The following is a 22,417-nucleotide window of genomic DNA, read 5'->3' on the forward strand; positions in this document are numbered from 1 at the left end:
AAAACCCGCAAAGCGAGGCGGGCCGAAGCCTGTAGCCAGTGACCGACCGGTCGTCATCGACGGCGCTTTCATCGGCTAATGCAAAGCTCGGTTTGCCCGGGCCTGCGGCGCACCCTAGAATGCCCCGATGCGCGATGATCTCTCCCTTCTGCTGAACTCCCTCAACGATGCCCAACGCCAGGCCGTAGCAGCCCCCGTTGGCCGTCAGTTGGTCCTGGCCGGTGCCGGTTCCGGTAAAACCCGAGTGCTGGTGCACCGTATCGCCTGGTTGATCCAGGTGGAAAACGCCTCGCCCCACTCCATTCTGTCGGTGACCTTCACCAACAAGGCCGCTGCCGAGATGCGTCATCGCATCGAGCAGTTGCTGGGTATCAACCCGGCCGGCATGTGGGTCGGTACCTTCCACGGCCTGGCGCACCGCCTGTTGCGGGCGCACTGGCAGGAAGCCGGGTTGAGCCAGACTTTCCAGATTCTCGACAGCGACGACCAGCAACGCCTGGTCAAGCGGGTGATCCGCGAGCTGGGGCTGGACGAGCAACGCTGGCCGGCGCGTCAGGCCCAATGGTTCATCAACGGGCAGAAAGACGAAGGTCTGCGCCCACAGCACATTCAGGCCAGCGGCGACTTGTACCTGGCGACCATGCGCGGCATCTATGAAGCCTACGAGGCGGCCTGCCAGCGCGCCGGCGTCATCGATTTTTCCGAACTGCTGCTACGCGCCCTCGACCTGTGGCGCGATCATCCGGGTCTGCTGGCGCACTATCAAAAGCGCTTCCGCCACATTCTGGTGGACGAGTTCCAGGACACCAACGCCGTGCAGTACGCCTGGCTGCGCCTGCTTGGCAAGGGCGGTGACAGCCTGATGGTGGTCGGCGACGACGATCAGTCGATCTACGGCTGGCGCGGGGCGAAAATCGAGAACATTCATCAGTACTCATCCGACTTCCCGGATTCGGTGACCATCCGCCTGGAGCAGAACTACCGCTCCACCGCCGGCATCCTCAAAGCGGCCAACGCCTTGATCGCCAACAACACCGGACGCCTCGGCAAAGAGCTGTGGACCGACGGTGGCGATGGCGAAGCGATCAACCTGTATGCCGCGTTCAACGAACACGACGAAGCACGCTATGTTGTCGAAACCATCGAAAGCGCGCTGAAAACCGGCCTGGCTCGCAGCGACATCGCGATTCTTTACCGCTCCAACGCCCAATCGCGCGTTTTGGAAGAAGCCTTGCTGCGCGAGCGCATTCCGTACCGTATCTATGGCGGCCAGCGCTTCTTCGAGCGCGCGGAAATCAAGAACGCCATGGCCTACCTGCGTTTGCTGGAAGGTCGCGGCAACGATGCCGCGCTGGAGCGGGTCATCAACGTCCCGGCCCGTGGCATTGGCGAGAAAACCGTCGAGGCGATCCGCGACCATGCCCGTCACAGCGATGTGTCGATGTGGGAAGCGATGCGGCAACTGGTCGCCAATAAAGGCCTGACCGGTCGTGCTGCCGGCGCCCTGGGGGCGTTTATCGAGCTGATCGAAAATCTCGCCGCCAAGTGCATGGAGATGCCGTTGCATTTGATGACCCAGACCGTCATCGAACAATCGGGGCTGATCGCCTATCACGAAGCGGAAAAAGGCGAGAAAGGCCAGGCCCGGGTAGAAAACCTTGAGGAACTGGTCAGCGCCGCGCGCAACTTCGAAAACACCGAAGAAGACGAAGAGCTGACGCCCCTGGCGGCATTCCTCGGCCACGCGTCGCTGGAAGCCGGCGACACTCAGGCCGACGAGCATGAAGACAGCATTCAACTGATGACCCTGCACAGCGCCAAAGGTCTGGAATTCCCTTACGTGTTCCTGGTGGGCATGGAAGAAGGCCTGTTCCCGCACAAGATGAGCCTGGAAGAACCGGGGCGCCTTGAAGAGGAACGCCGTCTGGCCTACGTCGGTATTACCCGCGCCATGCAGAATCTGGTGATGACCTATGCTGAAACCCGACGCCTGTACGGCAGCGAGACCTACAACAAGGTTTCGCGTTTCGTCCGCGAGGTGCCGAAGGGGCTGATCCAGGAAGTGCGTCTGTCGAACAGCGTCAGCCGACCGTTTGGCGGCAACCAGTCGATGAGCGGCAGCAACCTGTTCAGCGGCAGCGAGATTCCGGAAACCGGCTTCAGCCTGGGTCAGGCGGTACGCCATTCGATCTTCGGCGACGGCGTGATCCTCAACTTCGAAGGTTCCGGCGCGCAGGCACGGGTGCAGGTGAATTTCAGCGAAGGCAGCAAGTGGCTGATGCTGGGGTATGCCAAGCTGGAAGCGATCTGACGCCGGTTTCGCTTTTCTGTGGGAGCGAGCCTGCTCGCGAATGACATCACCGTGGTTGATCTGATAAACCGCAGTGTGGCTTTCGCGAGCAGGCTCGCTCCCACAGGGGTCGGCGTTGGATGATCTAACAAGGATATTTGCATGGGCTCAGGCTTCTTCTCTTCCTGGACATTCTGGGCCCTGCTCTCGGCGACGTTCGCCGCGCTGACGGCGATCTTTGCCAAGATCGGCATCGAAAACGTCAATTCCGACTTCGCCACTCTGCTGCGCACCATCGTGGTACTGGTCAGCCTGGCCTTGATTTTGTACGCGACGGGGCAATATCAGTCCTTGGGATCAATTTCCGCCAAGAGCTACCTGTTCCTGTTGTTGTCCGGCCTGGGTACTGGCGCGTCGTGGCTGTGCTATTTCCGCGCGCTGAAAGTCGGCCCGGCTTCGCTGGTCGCGCCAGTGGACAAGCTCAGCGTGGTGCTGGTGGCGGTGCTCGGCGTGATCCTGCTGGGCGAGAAGCTCGACCTGCGCCAATGGGGCGGCATCGGCCTGATCACGGCCGGTGTGGTGATGCTGGCGCTACGTCGTTAAGCGATTTCTCGCTGAACCTATCCCTTTTTCCTACAGACAAAAGTACATGGCCTTATTGCTTCGACGGAGCTGAACGTAACCTGTCAGGCAAAAGCCCGAAACACTCTCTCGCTAGCCAGTAACACTTCAGCTGTGCAACATGGCGCGCGTGTCTCCACAAACGGGAATTCCCTTTATGAAACGTTTTCTTAGCATCGCCATGGCGTTGTGCATCGGCCTGACGATGAGCCTCGACGCCAACGCCAAGCGCTTTGGTGGTGGCAAAAGTGCCGGCGCTGCGCCGACGCACCAGACCAGCCAGATGGCTCCTTCTTCCCCAGGCATGGGCGGCGCAGCAGCGACCGCTGGTGCAGCCGGCGCTGCCGGTGCCGCGGCCAAGGCTGGCGGCGCTTCGAAATGGCTCGGCCCTCTGGCCGGTATCGCCGCCGGTGGCCTGCTCGCGTCCATGTTCATGGGCGGCGGCTTCCAGGGCATGCAGATCTTCGACATCCTGATCATGGCCGTGATCGCGTTCGTGATCTTCCGCTTCATCGCCGCTCGTCGACGCAAGCAGCAGGAGCACCTGGCTCCGGCCGGCGCGCCGATGCAGCGTGAAGTATTCGAACAGAAGCCTGCTGCCATGGGTTCGATCTTCGGTGGTTCGGCTGCTCCGGCTGCCGCTCGTCCGGTGATCAACGCGCCAGCCTGGTTCAACGAACAGCGCTTCCTTGAAGCCGCGCGCAGCCACTTCCAGTCGCTGCAGCAGCACTGGGACGCCAACGAAATGGACAAGATCGCCGAGTTCGTGACCCCGCAGATGCTCGAGTTCCTCAAGCGTGAGCGTGCGGATCTGGGCGATGGCTTCCAGTCGACCTACATCGACAACCTGCAAGTGCAGCTGGACGGCGTGGATGATCGCGCCGGCAAGACCATCGCCACCCTGACCTTCAGCGGCGTGTCGAAGACCTCGCGTTTCGACCAGGGCGAAGTGTTCAGCGAAAGCTGGAACATGGAACGTCCACAGGGCGAGAACCAGCCTTGGCTGGTGGCCGGTATCCGCCAGAACGGCTGATCCCCACCGCGTTACGCATGTGGTAATAAAAACCCCGGCTCAGGCCGGGGTTTTCTATTTCGCGGTTGCATCTATAGCGAGCTACTGTATAAACCGGCCCATATAAACCGCGCCATTCAAGCAAGAGGATCCCGGACGTGGAAGAAATCATCGAACAACTGCGCGAAGCCAACGAACCCGTACCGGTTCCCCTGGAGCTGCCCGACGAAGACCAGTTGGTGGAGATCGAAGAAGAACTCTTCATCAACATCCCGTTCGTCTTCAAAGAGTTTCTGCTGACCGTCAGCGATGTTGTGTATGGCAGCCTCGAGCCGGTGACCGTCACCGACCCGCAATCGCACACCTACTTGCCGGATGTCGCGGCCAACGCCTGGGACGCTGGCGTACCGCGCGACCTGATCCCGATCTGCCAGGACGGCGACAACTACTACTGCGTCGAAGAAGACGGCACCGTGGTGCTGTGGTCCGGCGAAGAAGAGCTGATCACCGAAGAGTCCTGGGAATCGGTGTGGCACTGGGCGCGGGACGTCTGGCTGGAAAGCTGATTCACCAGACGCCCCGGGCGGTCAGTGCCCCGACGACTCCTTGTGATTGTCGAGGGTTTCCAGCAAAGCCACCTGCATCCGCGTGTGCACGCGGATGAACCAGCGCCAGAGCAGCGCCGCCACGGCGGCCGCCACCACGGCGACCAGCACCAGCAACTTGTTGGTCGGCAGGATACTGGCCGACAAGGCTGCCAACAGCAGGAAGATCACCAGCAGCGAGATGATCGGGATCACTTCGGAGATCACCCGCCGCACTCGCTGCGTGTGCCGCCCGGCCATCTCCGGCTTCACGCCCATCTCCGCCAGCAGCATCGACAGCGCCTTGAGCTTGCGATACGCGGCGATCAGAAACGGCAGCGACAGCAGCAGCGCCCCGCCCCAGATCAACGCCTTCTGCCAGCTCGGATCAGCGACCCAGTCCTGCATCCACTCCGACAGCCGTCCGGCAAAGAACGCACCGCTGAAGAAGATCGCGATCACCAGCGCCAGGTTGACCCCGACTTGCAACAGAATCCGCCGGATCATCGCCGCCAGCATCGCGCCCTCGCCTTGCGGCTGAATGCTGCGCAGCCACTCGCCGTACATGCCGAATACTCGGCCCAGACGCTTGGGTACCGCCGCAGAGAGTTTGATCGACAGCGGATCGGCCGCGCGGATCAGGTACGGCGTCAGCAGCGTGGTGATCACCGACACCGCCACCGCGACGGGATAAAGAAAGTGGCTGGTGACCTGCAGCGTCATCCCGAGCGCGGCGATGATGAAGGAAAATTCGCCAATCTGTGACAGCCCCATCCCGACCCGCAGTGAGGTGCGTCCGTCATTGCCGGCGATAAACGCCCCGAGGCCACAGGACAACATCTTGCCGAGTACCACCGCCACGGTGATTACCGCGATCGGCCACGCGTATTGCAGCAGGATCATCGGATCGAGCATCAGGCCGATGGCGACGAAGAAGATTGCACTGAACAGGTCGCGAACCGGTTCGATCAGGCGCTCGATCTTCAGCAACTGCCGCGACTCGGCCATGATCGCGCCGATCAGGAAGGCGCCGAGCACCATGCTGTATTCGAGCTTGACCACCAGCAGGCAGAAGCCGAAACACAAGCCGAGCACGGTGATCAGCAGCATCTCGTTACTTTCGAATTTGGCGACATAAGCCAACAGACGCGGCACCAGCAGAATGCCGATCACCAGCGCGACGATCATGAACAACGACAGTTTGCCGACCGTGGAAAACACTTCGCCCGAACTGACCGTGCCGCTGACCGCGATGCTCGACAGCAAGGCGATGATGCCGATGCCGAGGATGTCCTCGACGATCAACACGCCGAAGATCAACTGGGCGAAGCGCTCGTTCTTCATCTTCAGGTCGTTGAGCGCCTTGACGATGATGGTGGTCGAGGAGATGGCGAGGATTGCGCCGAGGAACAACGAGTCCATGGTGTTCCAGTCGAACCAGCGGCCGATTTCATAGCCGATCCAGATCATCAGTACAATTTCGAGGAACGCCGCGATAAACGCCGTGGCCCCGACCTTGAACAACTTGCGCAGGCTGAACTCCAGCCCGAGGCAGAACATCAGGAAAATCACCCCCAGCTCGGCGAGGGTCTTGATGGTTTCTTCGTCGTGGATCAGTCCGAACGGCGGGGTGTGCGGGCCGATGATGAAACCGGCGACGATGTAGCCGAGCACCACCGGCTGCTTGAAGCGGTGAAACAGCACGGTGACCACACCTGCGACCAACATGATCACTGCCAGGTCCTGAATAAAGCTGATGGCATGCATGGTGTGGGCTCCTTGTATGACGTGACCCGCCGTGAGACTTCAGAAAGCTCTGAGCGAGTTGGGTAAAAATCCGCTTTTCGTGTAGGAATTGCCCTTGGGCAGGGCCTTTTGCAGGTTAACACCGCGACTTCCGGCTGGAAGGCGGTGCAATATAAGGAAACAGATCGGTCGCGGCGTGACGGCAGCCAGCCGTCTGGCGTCCCGATAACGGTGCTTTTGAAAAAGCCACCAGGCACCCGCAGAGGTGCGTCCAGCCATCCAGCCTTGATCCGTGAGAACGTTATGGAACCCGGAAACGCCCAACTGTCGATGACGGTATTGATGACCCCCGACATGGCCAACTTCTCTGGCAATGTCCACGGCGGTACCCTGCTCAAATACCTCGACGAAGTGGCCTACGCCTGCGCGAGCCGCTATGCCGGCCGCTACGTGGTGACGCTGTCGGTGGATCAGGTGATTTTCCGCGAGCCGATCCATGTCGGCGAACTGGTGACCTTCCTCGCGTCGGTCAACTACACCGGCAATACTTCGATGGAAGTCGGCATCAAAGTGGTGACCGAGAACATCCGCGAGCGCTCGGTACGCCACACCAACAGCTGCTTCTTCACCATGGTTGCGGTGGATGACCAACGCAAACCGGCCGCCGTACCGCCGCTGCAACCGCAGAACAGCGAAGACAAGCGTCGTTATATGCAGGCGCAGCAGCGTCGGCAGATTCGTCAGGAGCTGGAGAAGCGTTATCAGGAGATCAAGGGCGACGCTTAAAGCAAAAGATCGCAGCCTGCGGCAGCTCCTACAGAGGCTTAATGTTCACCCTGTTAGAGCTGCCGCAGGCTGCGATCTTTTGAACAATAACGCGATTACAGACTGATCGCCGTCGCCTCGAATTTCACCCGCGGATGCGCGATCCGGTCCTGCGCCCGCACCAGTTGCAGCTCGTAACTGGCACACGCCTGGGTCTCCAGCAGCACCTCATGCACCGCCGCTGCGGTGAACTCGAACGCCGCCACCAGGCTGTCGCCCAACAGCACCCGCGCGAGGAACAGCCCGGACGTCAGATCGCCCACGCCCACCGGCTGACGCGGAAACGCCAACAGCGGCCGGCGCAAGTGCCAGCTTTCATCAGCGGTCACCAACAACATCTCGAAACCATCCGCCGGCTTGCCCGGATAATCCAGATGCTTGACCAGCACCGCTTTCGGCCCGCGCGCCAGCAGCGCCCGGGCCATCGCCAGGCAATCGAACAGCGACTGCGGCTTGCGCCCGGAGAAGCTGTCTAGTTCCAACTGGTTCGGACACATGATGTCCGCCACCGCCGCGGCTTCTTCCAGCAGAAAGTCGCTGACTTCGGCCGGCACGCTGCAGCCTTTCTCCGGATGGCCCATCACCGGGTCACACAGGTACAACGCCTTCGGATTGACCGATTTGATGCGCTCGACACCACGGAGAATCGCCCGGCCCTGCGCGGCGCTGCCCAGATAACCGGAGAGTACAGCGTCGCAGTTGCCCAGCTCGCCAATGGCGGCAATGCCGTCGACCAGTTCGGGGATCTGCTGCGGCGCCAGCACTTCACCGGCCCATTGGCCGTACTGGGTATGGTTGGAGAACTGCACGGTGTTGAGCGGCCAGACGTTCACCCCGACCCGCTGCATCGGAAAAACCGCAGCGCTGTTGCCGGCGTGGCCGAAGACCACATGGGACTGAATGGCGAGCAGATGAGGCGTACGTTTCATTCGGGTTATTCCGTAAAACGATTGAAATTCAAGCCGCGCAGTATGCGACGAAACACAGCCTGTACGACAGACCGGCGACGCAGTTAAGCTGGACCAATCTTTTGGAGTTTCTTGTTGATGCTGACCCTCGAAAACATCTTCGTGCTGATGCTGTTCGCCGCTGCCGGCGCATGGCTTTGGCACAACCACGGCTTGCGCGAGCGGGCGCTGGAGCGGGTCAAGCAGCATTGCATCAACGTCGGCGTCGAACTGCTGGACGGTAACGTCGCGTTGAAAAAAATCGGCTTGATCAAGGATGCCAGCGGCCGGCGGCGCCTGGCCCGGGTCTATAACTTCGAGTTCACCGTGACCGGCGAAACCCGGCACAACGGCACCATCACCCAGTTTGGTGCGCACAGCGCTCAGATTGAACTGGCGCCCTACCCGGCGCCGTTCGACGACACGCCACCGGTGGTTGAGGTTACCCGCCCACGGGCCGAAGTGATCGAGCTGAGCCAGTGGCGTCAGGAACACAATAAGTGGAAGCCTTGAACTAACTCGCCTGAATCTGGCATTGCGCCAGGCCTGCCTGCAAATCAGCGACATTGTGCGCGTCGGCAAAAATCAGCTCGATACGCGAATCCCGGCGCCACTCACTGGGCTGCCAATCCAGTTCAGCGTTATCCACGGCATTGGCCGAGAACCAGCCCTCGGCGCTATGGATAACCAGTTTCGCCCGCCGCCAGTTCAGGCTCTGCAGCCATTGGCTCAGACGTTGCGTATCGAACCTCTGTCCCGGGTGCCAACGCCAGCCGATGCTCCAACCGCCCTCTTGTGCCTGACTCAGGCAGATCGGCGATGCCGGGTCGCTCCAGAGCGCCGGAATCGGTCCCGCCCCCTGCGGAACAACAAGGTTATCCACACCCGCCAGTGCTTGCGCCGTCACACCCGGCAACTCGCGTAAAGACAGTTGCGCCTGCTGCGTCCAGATCAATTTGACCGCCGGCAAACGCTCGGCGATGGTCTGCCGCACAGCCTCATCCAGACCTTCTGCCTTGTTCAGCAACAGCAGACCGGCGCTGCCCAAAGCGTCCTGCTGAGCGGGTGGCAACGCTTTCCCGGCTGCCAGTGCCTGGGCATCCAGCACTGACACACATGGCTGCAGCGCCAGTACACCCAACCACGGCGTCTCACCCAACTGCTTGAGCAATTGCGCCGGATGGCCCAGTCCGGACGGCTCGATGAACAGCCGATCCGGTCTGGCCTTGCGCAGCAAACGACCGAGGCCGATCTGAAACGGCGCACCGTTCACGCAACAAAGGCACCCTCCGGCGACTTCGCCCAGTGCGATACCATCGGCGTCGCGGGTCAGCAATGCGGCATCGAGGCCGATCTGACCGAACTCGTTGATCAGCACCGCCCAGCGCTCGCCTTCCGGCCGTTGGGCCATGAGCTGGCGAATCAGACTGGTCTTGCCGGCGCCCAAAGGGCCGGCGATGACATGGGTAGGAATGTTCTGCAACATGATTGGGCGTTTTCTGAGGGGATTGGACATGCGTTGGATGGGATGGTCGTTGCTGTTGATGTTGCTGTCGAGCGAAGCCTTGGCTCAAGCCTGCGTTGTGCACAGTCAGGGCGAACGACTCGACGTCAAGGTTTGCCAGCAAAACCGCAGTATTCCCGAGAAGCTGTTCAGCGACGGGTTCTGCCAACCGACCCTGGCCGGGCAGAAAGTCGAGGTGCAGTACGTCGATCAATGCCCGAGCGGCGCGTTCGGCGTGTGCAGCAACGCGCAAGTCGCCAATATGCCCTATCGCCAGGATATCCACTATTACGGCGTGGCTTCAGACATGGCGTATTTGAAGCCGTATTGCGAAGGCCAGAGCCAGGGTAAATGGCTCAAGCCTTGAGCCATCAACCGAGCCAGTCGAGCGTCAGCAGCAGCCGTCGTTCACCCGCTGGCAGTTGCGGAGAACGATGGATCAGACCGAAGCCTTCGTTGCCGTGCCATTTCTCGCCTTTCAATAGCGCCACGTCGCCACTGTGCAGTTGCTGGATGTTCGCCATGTCGTTTGGCTCAGCGTTCGCCTGGCCCAATTGCTCACGGTCCATCGCGCCCTCCTCGAGCCACTGACTGCCGATTCCGCCATACGTGGTGATCAGGCGCACCGGCACATGATCGACGTGGAAGCGCGGACACATGGCCTTGTCCAGCACCCGCAGGCGCAGGCCAATACGCCGTGCACCCAGCAGGCAGGCGAAGGCACTGACCAGCCATCTCAGATCAGCGACAAAGCCTTCGTAGCCTTCCAGATCACGGAACCCGGCGGCCAGTCCACTGAGATCAGGCTCGCCGTCTTCATCCGGCAATTCGAGGCAGAGCGACTGCGTCAGTGGCTCGTTGAGCGACAGCAACAACGCTGCGAAATCGGCGATGTGCAGCGGCAGTTGGCGCTGCCAGACCGCAAGATTGACGTCGTCTTCGAGGATTCGAGTCAGCGTTTTCGGCGTCGCCCCATGATGCTGATGACGTACTCGATTCTGCTGCAGCTTGAGCGCAAGCATCAGGCGGCCTCATCGTGCCAAGGGCCGAACGGATCCGGCAGCGTGCGCCAACGGTCTACGCCAGCAGCCATTTCTTCGTCAGTCAGCAGGCAGGCATCAAGCTCCGACTTGAGCTGTACGAAATCGATGTTCTGACCAATGAACACCAGCTCCTGACGACAATCTCCGACACTCGGCGTCCAGTTTTCCATGATTGCTGCGGTACTGTCCTGATCCTGCGGCCATTGGTTTTTCGGCACGAAACGCCACCAGCGTCCAGCGAAACCGTGGCGCATCAGGCCGCCTGCCTGCGACCAGCTTCCTGCGTCGGAGGGTTTGCTGGCCAACCAGAAAAAGCCCTTGGAGCGCAGTAATTTGCCGTTCGTCCATGGACGGTCAATGAAGCTGTAAAAACGCTGCGGATGGAACGGGCGGCGTGCGCGATAAGCCGTGGAAGCAATGCCGTACTCGGTGGTTTCCGGTACATGCTCACCGCGCAATTCCTGCAGCCAGCCCGGCGCTTGGGCGGCTTTGTCAAAATCGAATCGGCGCGTGTTGAGGATCTTCTCCAGCGGCACCTCGCCCATCACCATCGGGATGATTTCCGCCTGGGCATTGAGGCGCTTGAGAATTGCCGTGAGTTCGTCACGCGCCTGGCGGCTGATGAGGTCGATCTTGCTGATCAGCAGTACGTCGGCAAACTCGATTTGTTCGATCAACAGGTCGGTGATCGAGCGTTCATCTTCGTCGCCCAAGGTCTCGCCGCGGGACGCGAGGCTCTCGGCAGCCTGATAGTCGAGGAGAAAGTTCACGCCGTCGACTACCGTGACCATGGTGTCGAGTCGAGCAACGTCGGCGAGGCTCTGACCCAGCTCATCGCGGAAGGTGAAGGTTTCGGCGACCGGCAGCGGCTCGGAAATACCGGTGGATTCGATGAGCAGATAATCGAAACGGCCTTCGCGAGCAAGTTTGCTGACCTCTTCCAACAGGTCCTCGCGTAACGTACAGCAGATACAACCGTTGCTCATCTCTACCAGTTTTTCTTCAGCACGGTTCAGGCGGACATCGCGCTGGACTTCGCTGCCATCAATGTTGATCTCGCTCATATCGTTAACGATGACTGCAACGCGCAAACCTTCTCGATTACGTAGTACGTAATTCAAAACCGTACTTTTTCCAGCGCCGAGAAAGCCCGAAAGAACGGTCACGGGAAGCGGAGATGACATTGGATAATCCTCATCAGATGGTGGCCGATGGGCGTTTATGCCGGATTTGGCGTAACGCGCCTCGTTCTAGAGTTTCAAGACAGCGTGACGGCAGAAGCTGACGCTTTAAATCGGCGGACTCAGGCTCAATAAAATTAATGTTATAGTATAACAATATGAATTAGCCAGACCTGCTCTTGCCCAAACCGATAAAGAGCATGAAGCTGCATGCCATCTGCCCGTCGGGAACCGTGATGAAAAATGTCCTGAAATGCTCGCTAATGAGTCTGGCATTGCTGTCGGGTGCCAACGTATGGGGACAAGCGCCGATGCTCGCCAAGTGCACACACAGCGCTAACCTGCTGGCATGTGTCGATGCGCAAGGCAACGCCTACAGCGTGAATACGGTGGGCCGCACGATTTACCTGCGCGGCTTTGAAAAGGACGGCAAACGCTACTGGGCGCAGACCAACAGTCGGTTCGGCCAACTGACGTTCTTCACCGGCATCGCCTCTGACGGCGAAGCCTGGGTCGGCTACACCCGTCGAGTTGGCTGGACGACGATCAATCGCTTCTCCAGCTCAGGCGGCAGCAGCGCGAAGTTCACCTGCAGCCGGATCACCGGCTGCTAAACCTGCACCTTTTGCTGCGCCTGCTGCCAGGCGATGTAGCTGTCGGTTGGCGGGTTCTGCTGGAAATAGCGCTGCAATCCTTCAAACAACCCATTAGCGATAGCCTGTTGATGTCGAGTTGTCACTAGGCGCTGGCTGTCACGCGCGTTGGAAATAAACCCGGTTTCTACCAGGATCGACGGCACATCCGGCGACTTCAGCACCGCAAATCCCGCCTGTTCCACGCGCTTTTGATGCAATGTGGTGATGCCCTGCAGACTGCCCAATATGCTGCTGCCGAGTTGCAGACTGGCGGCGATGGTGGCGTTCATCGACATGTCGAGGATCACGCCGGCGAGCATCGGATCCTTGTCCTTGAGATTGAGCAGACTGGTCGCGCCAAGCAGATCTGCGCCGTTCTCGCGCTGTGCCATGAAGCGTGCAGTCGCTGACGTCGCACCCCCTTCTGACAGGCAATACACCGAAGCTCCCGACGCCGTCAGTCGCGGCGCTGCATCGGCGTGCACGGAGATAAACATGTCGGCCTTGTGCTGACGGGCAATGTCTACACGCTTGCGAAGGGGCACGAAAAAATCGTCATTGCGCACCAATTTCACGTCGAAGCCCTTCTCCTTTTTAAGACGTTTGGCGAGCAATTGTGCGATGGACAGCACCACGTCCTTTTCCCGCTCACCCTTGGCGCCGACGGCGCCAGGGTCTTTACCACCGTGTCCGGGATCAACCACGACAATGATGTCGCGTTTAAGGTGATGGTTATTCGTGGATGTTTCACGTGGAACCACTGCGCTGCTCAGGACTTTATCAGCGTTCACCAGGTCGAGAACCAAACGGTGCCCTTGACCATTCTGCGGTGCCAAAACAAAGCTGTTCAATACAACGGTAGTGTTCAGATCGAGAACGATCCGGGTATCGTCTTGACCAAAATGCCCGGCGCGGATCGAGCGAATGGCCGTATCTGCTAACGGCAATTGACTGAAATCACCACTCAGACTCGCCCCGGACAGGTCAATGATCAAGCGCTCTGGCGCGCTCAACGTGAACGTTTTGTAGCGCACCGGGCCGCTTAAATCGAAGACCAGTCGCAGCTTTTCACCCGAACGCCAGAGCCGCGCATTTCGCACTTGGGTTGCCGAGACACTGAAGGGCAGAGCCAAGGCTGCGCTGGCCAAAAACAAACTGAGCAAGTGGCGTCTGTGCATATGAAAACCCGTTCATGAAGAAAGCATCGTGATTTGAATTGTTATAATGTAACATCCAATTCAGTCAACACGATGGTTCCGAACATGAATTCGCTGACACTTCCGGATATCGCCACTCAAGCCTCTCGACAAGCATTACCGCTTGAGTGGGTGGGAATGCGCGGCATTGCCTTGCCGGTTTTATTGGATGGCCAGCGTCTGAGCGCTAAGGCAGATGCAGGCGTCAGTCTTGACGATGGTGAGGCGCGTGGCATTCACATGTCACGGTTGTATCTGGCCTTGGCAACGCTTGAGCAGCAGAACCTTTCTCCACGGGTTTTGCATCAGGTGCTGGACGATTTTCTGGCCAGCCACGAGGGCTTATCCAGCAATGCCTATCTGAACATCCACAGCGAAGTGCTGCTGAAACGACCCGCGTTGGTCAGCCCACTGGCGGGGTGGAAAAGCTATCCAGTGAGCATTTCTGCCAGCCTCAAAAACAACGTGTTCCACGTGGAACTCAAGATCGATGTGCCCTACTCCTCGACCTGCCCGTGCTCAGCCGCATTAGCGAGGCAACTGATCCAGCAGCAGTTCATCGATGATTTTGCCAATAAGCCACTGCAGCACGCTGAAGTTCTGGCTTGGCTTGGATCAAGCCACGGCATCGTTGCCACTCCGCACAGCCAACGCAGCATCGCGCAATTGCATATGCACCTGGATGAGTTTATCGATGAGCTGCCCCTGAGCGTGATCATCAACGACGCTGAAGCCGCACTGGGTACCGCCGTGCAAACCGCCGTGAAACGCGCCGACGAACAAGCCTTTGCACTGGCCAATGGGCAGAACCTGATGTTCTGCGAAGACGCCGCGCGACGACTCAATCTGGCCCTGCGGCGCTGCCCCGGTGTCAGCGGATTCCACCTGCGAGTGATTCACGCTGAAAGTCTGCACGCCCACGACGCCGTCGCCGAAAGCCACTGGCATCGAGAACACGCATGATCCGCTGCCATTCTTTGAGTTGGGGCGCCCCGGGGCAACCGCTGACTTCACCACTGACGGTCACGCTGGAAAGTGGCAGTCTGAGCGCTATCGTCGGCGCTAACGGCTGCGGTAAAAGCAGCCTGCTGAAAGTCATCGCCGGGCTGCAAAAACCCTTGACCGGAAAAATTGCGCTAGGGGTTCCACGCCAAGGAGGATTGTCGTTCCTGCCGCAACAGCAACACCTCGATCGACAGTTTCCCATCAGCCTGGAAGAACTGGTGGCTGCCGGGTTCTGGGGCCGTCGATTGTCAACCCAACTGCGCGCACAGCGCCTCACTCATGCACTCGATAATTGGCACTTGAGCGGACTCGAGAAGCGCCCACTGATGGCGCTCTCCGGTGGCGAACTGCAACGCGCATTGCTCGCCCGTTTGAGTCTGGCTGACGCGCCACTACTCCTTCTCGACGAACCCCACGCTGCGCTCGACGAACTGGGTCAGCAATTGCTTTGGCAACACATCCACGCCTGGCACGCCGAAGGTCGAACCTTGTTGGTGGTCTGCCACGACCTGGCCGCCGTCCGCCAACACATCCCGCAGACACTGCTGATCAAAAACCACGAATGCGTGTTTGGCGACAGCGTCGAGCTGATCCAGCAAACACCTGGCACGCAGGTGGCTTGATGCTCACCGTCGCTCACCTTTGGCAACCGTTCAGCGAGTTCCTGTTCATGCGCCGAGCGCTGCTCGGCGGACTGGTATTGGCCTGCAGCACAGCACCGCTCGGCGTTTTTCTTATACTGCGGCGCATGAGCCTGATCGGCGACGCCGTCGCTCACGGCATTCTTCCCGGCGCCGCATTGGGCTTCTGGTTCGCCGGTCTGAGTCTGCCCGCGCTAACGTTCGGCGGTCTGGGTGCGGGCCTGAGCATGGCCGGGCTGGCTGCGTGGATTACCCGTCGCACCGGTTTGCGCGAAGATGCCAGCCTCGCCGCGATCTACCCGATCTCACTCGCCAGCGGCGTGCTGATTCTCGGCATCGCCGGCAAACGCCTCGACTTGCTGCACTTGCTGTTCGGCTCGGCGCTCGCCGTCGACGGCCCGACACTCAACGGCATGTTATGGGTCTCGGCCCTCAGCCTGATCGCCATGGCAGTCATCTACAAACCGCTGCTGCTCGACACCCTCGATCCTCTATTCCTGCAAACCGTCAGCCGCCTCGGCCCTCTCGCCCACGGCGTGTTCCTGACCCTGGTGGTGCTCAATCTGGTGATCGGTTTCCAGGCCATCGGCGCCTTGATGGTGGTGGGTCTGATGATGCTGCCTGCCGCTGCCTCACGGTTCTGGAGTCGTCGTCTGCCAAGCCTGATTGCCATCTCCGCACTCATTGGCTGCCTGTCGGTGTGGCTTGGATTGTTGCTGTCGTTCGACTACTCGCTGCCCAGCGGGCCGGCCATCGTGCTGGTCGCGGGGTCCGTCTACTTGCTGTCCGTGGTGTTCGGACCGGTTCACGGTCTGCTGCGCCGCCCGCCTTTGCTCACATCCCAATGAGGTGTTTCCCGATGCGCGTTCTACTCGTGTTGTTCAGCTTGCTGCTGTCGATGTCGTTATCGGCGGCGGAAAAATTGCCGGTGGTCACCAGCTTCAGCATCCTCGCCGACATGGTGCATCAGGTCGGCGGCGAGCATATCCAGATCACCAACATGGTCGGCCCGGACGCCGACGCGCACACCTATGAGCCAACACCGGACGACGCCAAAGCGCTGCTTAACGCCAAGCTGATCATCAAGAACGGCCTCGGTTTCGAACCATGGCTCGATCGACTGGTGACCAGCACCGGCACCCAGGCCCCGCTCATCAGTGCCAGCCACGGTGTGATTCCGCGCTCGCTCGATGAAGACGGTGAAACCATTCCCGACCCGCACGCCTGGCACAACCTGGCTAACACTGAGCTGTACATCGCCAATATCACCAAGGCGCTGATCGCTGCCGATCCGACGAACAAGGCCGATTATCAACGCAACAGCCAGACCTACCTGAAACAGATCTACGCCCTGCTCGCCGAAGCCAAGACCAAGCTCGGCTCGCTGCCACCGGGCAATCGAAAGATCGTCACCAGCCACGACGCCTTCGGTTATCTCGGGCAGGCCTACGGCATCGACTTCATGGCGCCGCAAGGTCTGTCCACCGAGCGCGAGCCATCGGCCGCCGAAGTCGCTGCACTGATCACGCAGATCCGTCAGGCCAAGGTCAAAGCGGTGTTCATGGAAAACATCAAGGACGCGCGCCTGCTCAAGCAGATCGCTGAGGAAAGTGGCGCGCATATCGGCGGCACGTTGTACTCCGATGCCCTCGCCGCCAGTGGCCCGGCCAGCAGCTTTACCGGACTGTTCGAATACAACCTCAACACCCTTTACGACGCGCTGAGCCAACCATGATCCGCAAAAACCCCTCAGGCGATTTGCCGCAAATTGCCGAGTCGGCCTACGTCGACAAAACCGCGATCATCTGCGGCAAGGTGATCATTGGCGAGAACGTTTTCGTCGGCCCCTACGCAGTGATCCGCGCCGACGAAGTCGACGCTTCGGGCACGATGGAGCCGATCACCATCGGCGCCAATTCGAACATCCAGGACGGCGTGGTGATCCATTCCAAATCCGGCGCTGCCGTGACCATCGGCGAATTCACCTCGATCGCTCACCGCTCGATCGTGCATGGCCCGTGCGTGGTCGGCGACCGGGTGTTCATCGGCTTCAACAGCGTGCTGTTCAATTGCGTGGTCGGTGACGGCTGTGTGGTGCGGCACAACTCGGTGGTCGATGGCCGCGATTTGCCGGACGCGTTCTACGTGCCCTCCACCACCCGCATCGGCCCCAACACCGACCTCTCGCAGTTCCCGCCGGTGAGTGTCAGCGCCTCGGAGTTTTCCGAAGACGTGGCGCGCACCAATGTCGATCTGGTGCGCGGTTACAAAGCCTTGCAGAACGAGTTCTGAACCATGAGCAGCGTGCTGATTCGCAACGCCAGACTGGTCAATGAAGGACGCGAGTTCGACGGCGATCTGTTGGTCAGCCATGGTCGCATCGTCAAGATCGCGGGCCGCATCGACGGTGAAAATGCCCGTGTGGAGATCGACGCCAATGGCCAATGGCTGTTGCCGGGGATGATTGATGATCAGGTGCATTTTCGCGAACCGGGAGCGCCGGCCAAGGGCAGTATTCACTCCGAGTCGCGCGCAGCGGTGGCGGGTGGCATCACCAGTTTCATGGACATGCCCAACACCCAACCGGCCACGCTCACCCTGGAAGCGCTGGCGGATAAAAAGCGTCGGGCGGCGATCAACTCCGTGGCCAACTATGGCTTCCACTTCGGTGTCAGTCAGGACAACCTCGACACCGTGGCCGCGCTCAACCCCTGCGAAGTGGCCGGGGTCAAAGTGTTCATGGGCGCCTCCACTGGCAATATGCTGGTGGATGATCCGCAGACCCTCGAACGTCTGTTCGCCGAAGTGCCGACGATTCTGCTGGCGCATTGTGAACACACACCAAGCATCGAGGCCAATGCAGCACGTCTGCGCGAACGCCTCGGCGACCACCTGCCGGCGAATATCCACGCACTGATCCGCGATGCCGAAGCTTGCTACCGATCCTCTTCGCTGGCGGTGGAACTGGCCCGACGTCACGGCACCCGCCTGCACGTTTTGCACCTGACCACCGCTCGCGAGCTGGAGCTGTTCGAAGACAAGCCTCTCACTCAAAAGCACATCAGCGCTGAAGTCTGCCTGCACCACCTGCTGTTCGATGACCGCGACTATCCAGCACTCGGCAACCTGATCAAATGCAACCCGGCGATCAAGAACCAGGCCGACCGCGATGCCTTGCGCGCGGCGCTGCTGAGTAACCGGCTGGATGTGATCGGCAGCGATCATGCACCGCACACCTGGGCGGAAAAACAGCGTCCTTACACCGAAGCACCGTCCGGTTTGCCGCTGGTGCAACACGCCCTGCCGGCACTGCTGGAGCTGGTGGCCGATGGCGTGCTGCCGATCACCACGTTGGTGGCGAAGACCAGCCATCGGGTGGCGGATCTGTTTGCGATTCCGGATCGGGGTTATTTGCGCGAGGGGTATTGGGCGGATCTGGTGCTGGTTGAGCCCGCGGCCATGGAGGTGTCGCGGCAACCGATTCTGTCGCAGTGCGGATGGTCGCCGTTTGCTGACAAGACTTTCCGCTATCGGGTGGATACGACGTTGGTGTCGGGGCAGATTGCCTGGCGGGAGCAGCGCATCAACGAAAGCTGTCAGGGGCTGCCGCTGCGGTTTATGCGTTGAATGATCAGGTGTCTGACAGAACGTCTTCGCGAGCAGGCTCGCTCCCACCAGGAATCGCTCTGGCCCTGTGGGAGCGAGCTTGCTCGCGAAGCTTTTAAGCTCTTGGCTTCACAGTGCCGCAATCCTGACCCAACCACACCGCACGGGTTTCCAGACTGCCCTTCTGGTTGATTCCGATCGCATTGAACGTGCCGTTGGCCACGGTGGTGAACTCACGATCACTGAGGAACGTCGCGACACCCGTGCCTTGCGCTTTCGGGCAGCTGAAGCGGAATTTCCACTGGTTGCCGGTGCGCTCGGTGATCTGCTGCTTGCAGCCCGACTGCGGATCGGCCAGCGGAATATCGTTGGTCGCGACCTGCTGCGGCGTCAGGCAGGCACGAATGCCCTTGCCGCCGATGTTGATCCCGTTCTTCTCGAGCGCCGCCCGCTGTTGCGGGGTCATCTGGCCTTGCAACTGGCCGAGGATCGATTGCACATCCATGGGCTGGTCATCGACCTTGACGTTGCTCGAGGTCATTTCCCACAGCCCCGGCTGCAGCATTTGCGCCTGCGCAACCACCGGCATTGCCAAACCCAGGCCCAGCGCCAAACCCAGCAGACGAACGTTCATCGAAAAAACTCCTGATCAGTAGTGGCCGTTAGACGTCGGCCGATTGCTTCGGTTCATGCACCAATTAAATAGCGACATTCGCCTCGGAACATGGTCTGTTACGCATTGAGTCTTCAGGAGCAAGGCTGCCCCATGGATTATTTTGGACCGCACATTTTCGGCTATCTGATCGCCCTCATACATAGCCTCGGCTTGATCGCCGCGATCCACGCGGTGCTGACCGTTCGCACCGCCCAGGGCTCGATCGCCTGGGCATTGTCGCTGATTTTCATTCCCTACCTGACACTCATCCCTTATCTGGTTTTCGGCCGCAGCACCTTCGACGGCTATATCAAGGCACGGCGCCAGGCCAACGAACAGATGCGCCAGGCGATCTCCGAGTTGAACTGGCGACCGTGGGTCGAAGAAGCCCTCACCGCCCGCGCCTCAAATGCCTATGCCTCGCTACGGGCCATGCCCAAACTGGGGCGGATGCCATGCCTGGCGAATAACGAAGTGCAACTGCTGGTGAATGGCCACGCGACCTTCGAGGCGATTTTCCAGGCCATCGATCAAGCGCGCGAAGCCGTACTGATCCAGTTTTTCATCATCCATGACGACCGCCTCGGGCAGCGCCTGCGCGATCTGTTGCTGAAGAAAGCTGCCGAAGGCGTGGCGATTTATCTGCTCTACGACCGCATCGGCAGCCACGCCCTGCCCCACAGTTATGTACAGGCGTTGCGCGATGGCGGTGTCGAGGTCAAAGCCTTCGCCACACGTAGCGGCTGGCTCAATCGCTTCCAGGTGAATTTCCGCAACCACCGCAAAATCGTCGTGGTCGATGGCGTGCTCGGCTTTGTTGGGGGGCACAACGTTGGCGATGAATACATGGGCGAGAAGCCGCCGTTGGCGCCATGGCGCGATACCCATGTGCAAGTGCGCGGGCCGGTGGTGGCCTGCATGCAGGAGTCATTTGCCGAGGATTGGTTCTGGGCCGCGCGCACATTGCCGCCGCTGATCCTGCCGGATGTTTACCCGGACGACGGCGTGCTCTGTCAGTTGCTGGCCAGCGGCCCGGCCGACGCCTACGAAACCTGTTCGCTGTTCTTCGTCGAAGCGATCCACGCCGCAACCGAGCGGGTGTGGATCACCAGCCCGTACTTCATTCCCGATGAAGCCGTGTTCGCCGCGTTGCGCCTGGCGGTGCTGCGCGGCGTCGACGTGCGCCTGCTGCTGCCATCGCGCCCCGATCACCGCATCGTCTACGCCGCGTCCAGCCTGTACGCATTCGAAGCGGTGCGCGCCGGCGTGCGGGTGTTCCGCTACGAACCGGGGTTCCTGCATCAGAAAGTGGTGTTGATCGACAGCGAAATCAGCGCCATCGGCAGCGCCAATCTGGACAACCGTTCGTTCCGGCTGAATTTCGAAGTGATGCTACTGACCGTCGACAGCGAATTCGCCGCCCACGTGGAACGGATGCTCAACGATGATTTCGAGCAGGCTTACGAGGTTGCCAAAGAGGAAAGCCGGGAGATCCACCGCCTGCAACAGCTCGGCATGCGGATCGCCCGGCTTATTTCACCGATCCTCTAGAAGCCCATCACCCTCTCCAAGGGAGAGGGCATGGTTCAGGCATCAAGGGTTGTAGATGTCGTCACGGGTCCAGGGCAGTTCATGGCTGCCGTCCGGATGAGCCTTGACTGCCAGAATCTGATGCAGATTGATCCAGCCCCGGGCAAACGCGTAGGCACACCCGGCCAGATACAGGCGCCAGATGCGCAGCGCCTGATCCGGCACCAGTTTCCCGGCGGCCTCGAGGTTATCCTCCAGCCGCTCGCTCCAGTGATCCAGCGTGCGCGCGTAATGCAGGCGCAGGCTTTCGACATCGACGATTTCCAGCCCGGCTTCGCTGATCTCGGCGGAGATCATCGCCAGGTGTGGCAACTCGCCGTTGGGGAACACGTATTTCTCGATGAAGTCGCCGGCACCGCGTCCCACCGGGCGACCGTCGGTGTGCTTGGCGGTGATGCCATGGTTCATCACCAGACCGCCCTCCTTCACCGCGCCAAACAGGACTTTGCAGTATTCGGCGAGGTTGGCGTGGCCGACGTGCTCGAACATACCGACACTGACCACCTTGTCGAAACGCCCGTCCTGCGGCAGGTCGCGGTAGTCGAGCAGTTGCAGTTCGACCTGGTCTTCCAGGCCTTCGGCCTTGACGCGCTCACGGGCCAGTTCCAGCTGTTCCTTGCTCAGGGTGATGCCGAACACTTTGGCGCCGAATTCACGCGCGGCGTAACGCGCCAGACCACCCCAGCCGCAACCGACATCCAGCAGGTAATCGCCCGGCTGCAAACGCAGCTTGCGACACAGATGAAGGAATTTGGCTTGCTGCGCCTGCTCCAGGGTTTCGCTGCCCGTTTCGAAATATGCGCAGGAATACGCCATGTCGCTGTCCAGCCACAACTGATAGAACGCGTTGGACAGGTCATAGTGATAGGAAATGGCTTTGGCGTCGGTTTCCTTGTCATGCACTGCACGCACTGGCTGAGCGCCTTCATCTTCATCGAGCAAGGCGCTGCTCAATTCGTCGCAGACCCGGATGACCTCGCTGATCGAGCCCTCCAGTTCAAGCTTGCCTTCAACAAACGCCGCCCCCAGCGCGTCGAGGCTTGGATGGGTGAACTGGGTGACCATCGTCGGGTCCTTGACCACGATGGTGACGCTGGGCGTCGGCCCCAGATTGAACTCATGGCCGTCCCAGAGTCGCAAGCGAAGCGGAAGCTGCAGATTCTGTAAGGCCGGTGGAAGTTGCGCGAGCATGGAAAATCCCCCCTTGTTTCAGACGTCAGATCTGAGGGTAGACCATCCTTGAAAAATAGCAGGCTATCGATTTAATTAGCCGAGACTATCGTTTCAGACGCTCCAGCAGGCCGGAATGCAACCCGTGATTTCGACACGGAAACCG

23 protein-coding genes are annotated in these 22,417 nt (G+C 60.2%); 15 read left to right on the forward strand and 8 right to left on the reverse strand.

All coding sequences use genetic code 11. The features are described from left to right. The first annotated feature begins 127 nt into the window (after positions 1 to 127). From uvrD to AC193Q_RS19985, 4 genes are all read left to right on the forward strand, one after another. Positions 128 to 2,311 (forward strand): DNA helicase II, encoded by a 2,184-nt coding sequence (gene uvrD, locus AC193Q_RS19970; RefSeq protein ID WP_041073860.1) that lies wholly within the window; start codon positions 128 to 130, stop codon positions 2,309 to 2,311. A gap of 141 nt (positions 2,312 to 2,452) precedes the next feature. After that, on the forward strand, positions 2,453 to 2,893 hold the full coding sequence (locus tag AC193Q_RS19975; RefSeq protein ID WP_027610340.1) for an EamA family transporter: 441 nt from the start codon (positions 2,453 to 2,455) through the stop codon (positions 2,891 to 2,893). A 175-nt stretch (positions 2,894 to 3,068) separates the two neighbouring features. Next, positions 3,069 to 3,944, forward strand: a complete 876-nt coding sequence (locus AC193Q_RS19980) for a Tim44 domain-containing protein (RefSeq protein ID WP_121182821.1) — start codon at positions 3,069 to 3,071, stop codon at positions 3,942 to 3,944. A 137-nt stretch (positions 3,945 to 4,081) separates the two neighbouring features. Beyond that, entirely contained in the window at positions 4,082 to 4,489 is a 408-nt protein-coding gene (locus AC193Q_RS19985; protein WP_024164487.1) for an SMI1/KNR4 family protein, read from the forward strand. 21 nt (positions 4,490 to 4,510) lie between these two features. Here AC193Q_RS19985 and AC193Q_RS19990 read toward each other — a convergent pair whose 3' ends face one another. Then, positions 4,511 to 6,274: a cation:proton antiporter gene (locus AC193Q_RS19990; RefSeq protein ID WP_121182823.1), complete on the reverse strand. Its 1,764-nt coding sequence runs from the start codon at positions 6,272 to 6,274 to the stop codon at positions 4,511 to 4,513. 282 nt (positions 6,275 to 6,556) lie between these two features. Between AC193Q_RS19990 and AC193Q_RS19995 the strand changes: the two genes are divergently transcribed. Beyond that, a complete protein-coding gene (locus AC193Q_RS19995; RefSeq protein ID WP_003229693.1) occupies positions 6,557 to 7,039 on the forward strand; it encodes an acyl-CoA thioesterase in 483 nt (160 codons plus the stop codon). Between the two features lie 95 nt (positions 7,040 to 7,134). Here AC193Q_RS19995 and pdxY read toward each other — a convergent pair whose 3' ends face one another. Further along, positions 7,135 to 8,007: a pyridoxal kinase PdxY gene (pdxY, locus tag AC193Q_RS20000; RefSeq protein WP_047297339.1), complete on the reverse strand. Its 873-nt coding sequence runs from the start codon at positions 8,005 to 8,007 to the stop codon at positions 7,135 to 7,137. A 117-nt stretch (positions 8,008 to 8,124) separates the two neighbouring features. Between pdxY and AC193Q_RS20005 the strand changes: the two genes are divergently transcribed. Then, a complete protein-coding gene (locus tag AC193Q_RS20005; protein WP_025112628.1) occupies positions 8,125 to 8,538 on the forward strand; it encodes a DUF3301 domain-containing protein in 414 nt (137 codons plus the stop codon). A gap of 1 nt (position 8,539) precedes the next feature. Here AC193Q_RS20005 and AC193Q_RS20010 read toward each other — a convergent pair whose 3' ends face one another. Continuing rightward, entirely contained in the window at positions 8,540 to 9,511 is a 972-nt protein-coding gene (locus AC193Q_RS20010) for a CobW family GTP-binding protein (protein WP_121182825.1), read from the reverse strand. Between the two features lie 28 nt (positions 9,512 to 9,539). Between AC193Q_RS20010 and AC193Q_RS20015 the strand changes: the two genes are divergently transcribed. Further along, positions 9,540 to 9,896 (forward strand): hypothetical protein, encoded by a 357-nt coding sequence (locus AC193Q_RS20015; protein ID WP_047297341.1) that lies wholly within the window; start codon positions 9,540 to 9,542, stop codon positions 9,894 to 9,896. A 4-nt stretch (positions 9,897 to 9,900) separates the two neighbouring features. Here the strand turns inward: AC193Q_RS20015 and AC193Q_RS20020 are convergent, their stop codons facing one another. Continuing rightward, complete coding sequence (locus AC193Q_RS20020; RefSeq protein ID WP_121182827.1) at positions 9,901 to 10,551, reverse strand: DUF1826 domain-containing protein; 651 nt, start codon at positions 10,549 to 10,551, stop codon at positions 9,901 to 9,903. Beyond that, positions 10,551 to 11,756 (reverse strand): zinc metallochaperone GTPase ZigA, encoded by a 1,206-nt coding sequence (zigA, locus tag AC193Q_RS20025; protein WP_047297343.1) that lies wholly within the window; start codon positions 11,754 to 11,756, stop codon positions 10,551 to 10,553. The genes AC193Q_RS20020 and zigA overlap by 1 nt, the downstream gene beginning before the upstream one ends. 233 nt (positions 11,757 to 11,989) lie before the next feature. On the opposite strand from zigA, the gene AC193Q_RS20030 reads away from it, so the two are divergent. Then, positions 11,990 to 12,367: a hypothetical protein gene (locus tag AC193Q_RS20030; RefSeq protein WP_047297507.1), complete on the forward strand. Its 378-nt coding sequence runs from the start codon at positions 11,990 to 11,992 to the stop codon at positions 12,365 to 12,367. Here AC193Q_RS20030 and AC193Q_RS20035 read toward each other — a convergent pair. Further along, on the reverse strand, positions 12,364 to 13,566 hold the full coding sequence (locus AC193Q_RS20035) for an N-acetylmuramoyl-L-alanine amidase (protein ID WP_121182829.1): 1,203 nt from the start codon (positions 13,564 to 13,566) through the stop codon (positions 12,364 to 12,366). The genes AC193Q_RS20030 and AC193Q_RS20035 overlap by 4 nt on opposite strands. Before the next feature lie 84 nt (positions 13,567 to 13,650). Here AC193Q_RS20035 and folE2 point away from each other — a divergent pair, with 84 nt between their 5' ends. The 6 genes from folE2 to AC193Q_RS20065 are packed head-to-tail and all read left to right on the forward strand — an operon-like array spanning position 13,651 to position 18,857. After that, positions 13,651 to 14,547, forward strand: a complete 897-nt coding sequence (gene folE2, locus AC193Q_RS20040; protein ID WP_121182831.1) for a GTP cyclohydrolase FolE2 — start codon at positions 13,651 to 13,653, stop codon at positions 14,545 to 14,547. Beyond that, a complete protein-coding gene (locus AC193Q_RS20045) occupies positions 14,544 to 15,212 on the forward strand; it encodes an ATP-binding cassette domain-containing protein (protein ID WP_121182833.1) in 669 nt (222 codons plus the stop codon). The genes folE2 and AC193Q_RS20045 overlap by 4 nt, the downstream gene beginning before the upstream one ends. Beyond that, positions 15,212 to 16,078: a metal ABC transporter permease gene (locus AC193Q_RS20050; RefSeq protein WP_047297347.1), complete on the forward strand. Its 867-nt coding sequence runs from the start codon at positions 15,212 to 15,214 to the stop codon at positions 16,076 to 16,078. Before AC193Q_RS20045 ends, AC193Q_RS20050 begins: the two co-directional genes overlap by 1 nt. 11 nt (positions 16,079 to 16,089) lie before the next feature. Then, the gene (locus AC193Q_RS20055; RefSeq protein WP_121182835.1) at positions 16,090 to 16,965 is read left to right on the forward strand and encodes a metal ABC transporter substrate-binding protein; all 876 of its coding nucleotides are present in this window, start codon (positions 16,090 to 16,092) and stop codon (positions 16,963 to 16,965) included. Next, a complete protein-coding gene (locus AC193Q_RS20060) occupies positions 16,962 to 17,522 on the forward strand; it encodes a gamma carbonic anhydrase family protein (RefSeq protein ID WP_047297349.1) in 561 nt (186 codons plus the stop codon). The genes AC193Q_RS20055 and AC193Q_RS20060 overlap by 4 nt, the downstream gene beginning before the upstream one ends. 3 nt (positions 17,523 to 17,525) lie before the next feature. Continuing rightward, entirely contained in the window at positions 17,526 to 18,857 is a 1,332-nt protein-coding gene (locus AC193Q_RS20065) for a dihydroorotase (protein WP_121182837.1), read from the forward strand. Between the two features lie 94 nt (positions 18,858 to 18,951). Here the strand turns inward: AC193Q_RS20065 and AC193Q_RS20070 are convergent, their stop codons facing one another. Next, positions 18,952 to 19,470 carry a DUF3617 domain-containing protein gene (locus AC193Q_RS20070; RefSeq protein WP_027610324.1) on the reverse strand — a complete coding sequence of 173 codons (519 nt, stop codon included), beginning with the start codon at positions 19,468 to 19,470 and terminating at the stop codon, positions 18,952 to 18,954. Positions 19,471 to 19,602: 132 nt separating this feature from the next. Between AC193Q_RS20070 and cls the strand changes: the two genes are divergently transcribed. Next, complete coding sequence (gene cls / locus AC193Q_RS20075) at positions 19,603 to 21,042, forward strand: cardiolipin synthase (RefSeq protein ID WP_095667958.1); 1,440 nt, start codon at positions 19,603 to 19,605, stop codon at positions 21,040 to 21,042. Between the two features lie 42 nt (positions 21,043 to 21,084). Here cls and cfaB read toward each other — a convergent pair whose 3' ends face one another. After that, positions 21,085 to 22,272, reverse strand: coding sequence for a C17 cyclopropane fatty acid synthase CfaB (gene cfaB, locus AC193Q_RS20080; RefSeq protein WP_483878723.1), 1,188 nt, complete (start codon positions 22,270 to 22,272; stop codon positions 21,085 to 21,087). Positions 22,273 to 22,417 lie beyond the last annotated feature (145 nt).

It is taken from the genome of Pseudomonas sp. F2, assembly GCF_057174385.1.

Coding starts and splice junctions, on each gene's coding strand:
- cls (WP_095667958.1), top strand. CDS start 19,603: ATGGATTATTTTGGACCGCACATTTTCGGCTATCTGATCGCCCTCATA.
- AC193Q_RS20050 (WP_047297347.1), top strand. CDS start 15,212: ATGCTCACCGTCGCTCACCTTTGGCAACCGTTCAGCGAGTTCCTGTTC.
- cfaB (WP_483878723.1), bottom strand. CDS start 22,272: ATGCTCGCGCAACTTCCACCGGCCTTACAGAATCTGCAGCTTCCGCTT.
- AC193Q_RS20010 (WP_121182825.1), bottom strand. CDS start 9,511: ATGTTGCAGAACATTCCTACCCATGTCATCGCCGGCCCTTTGGGCGCC.
- AC193Q_RS20060 (WP_047297349.1), top strand. CDS start 16,962: ATGATCCGCAAAAACCCCTCAGGCGATTTGCCGCAAATTGCCGAGTCG.
- AC193Q_RS20020 (WP_121182827.1), bottom strand. CDS start 10,551: ATGCTTGCGCTCAAGCTGCAGCAGAATCGAGTACGTCATCAGCATCAT.
- AC193Q_RS20030 (WP_047297507.1), top strand. CDS start 11,990: ATGAAAAATGTCCTGAAATGCTCGCTAATGAGTCTGGCATTGCTGTCG.
- AC193Q_RS20005 (WP_025112628.1), top strand. CDS start 8,125: ATGCTGACCCTCGAAAACATCTTCGTGCTGATGCTGTTCGCCGCTGCC.
- AC193Q_RS19980 (WP_121182821.1), top strand. CDS start 3,069: ATGAAACGTTTTCTTAGCATCGCCATGGCGTTGTGCATCGGCCTGACG.
- AC193Q_RS20055 (WP_121182835.1), top strand. CDS start 16,090: ATGCGCGTTCTACTCGTGTTGTTCAGCTTGCTGCTGTCGATGTCGTTA.
- zigA (WP_047297343.1), bottom strand. CDS start 11,756: ATGTCATCTCCGCTTCCCGTGACCGTTCTTTCGGGCTTTCTCGGCGCT.
- uvrD (WP_041073860.1), top strand. CDS start 128: ATGCGCGATGATCTCTCCCTTCTGCTGAACTCCCTCAACGATGCCCAA.
- AC193Q_RS20065 (WP_121182837.1), top strand. CDS start 17,526: ATGAGCAGCGTGCTGATTCGCAACGCCAGACTGGTCAATGAAGGACGC.
- folE2 (WP_121182831.1), top strand. CDS start 13,651: ATGAATTCGCTGACACTTCCGGATATCGCCACTCAAGCCTCTCGACAA.
- AC193Q_RS19975 (WP_027610340.1), top strand. CDS start 2,453: ATGGGCTCAGGCTTCTTCTCTTCCTGGACATTCTGGGCCCTGCTCTCG.
- AC193Q_RS20045 (WP_121182833.1), top strand. CDS start 14,544: ATGATCCGCTGCCATTCTTTGAGTTGGGGCGCCCCGGGGCAACCGCTG.
- AC193Q_RS20035 (WP_121182829.1), bottom strand. CDS start 13,566: ATGCACAGACGCCACTTGCTCAGTTTGTTTTTGGCCAGCGCAGCCTTG.
- AC193Q_RS20070 (WP_027610324.1), bottom strand. CDS start 19,470: ATGAACGTTCGTCTGCTGGGTTTGGCGCTGGGCCTGGGTTTGGCAATG.
- AC193Q_RS20015 (WP_047297341.1), top strand. CDS start 9,540: ATGCGTTGGATGGGATGGTCGTTGCTGTTGATGTTGCTGTCGAGCGAA.
- pdxY (WP_047297339.1), bottom strand. CDS start 8,007: ATGAAACGTACGCCTCATCTGCTCGCCATTCAGTCCCATGTGGTCTTC.
- AC193Q_RS19990 (WP_121182823.1), bottom strand. CDS start 6,274: ATGCATGCCATCAGCTTTATTCAGGACCTGGCAGTGATCATGTTGGTC.
- AC193Q_RS19995 (WP_003229693.1), top strand. CDS start 6,557: ATGGAACCCGGAAACGCCCAACTGTCGATGACGGTATTGATGACCCCC.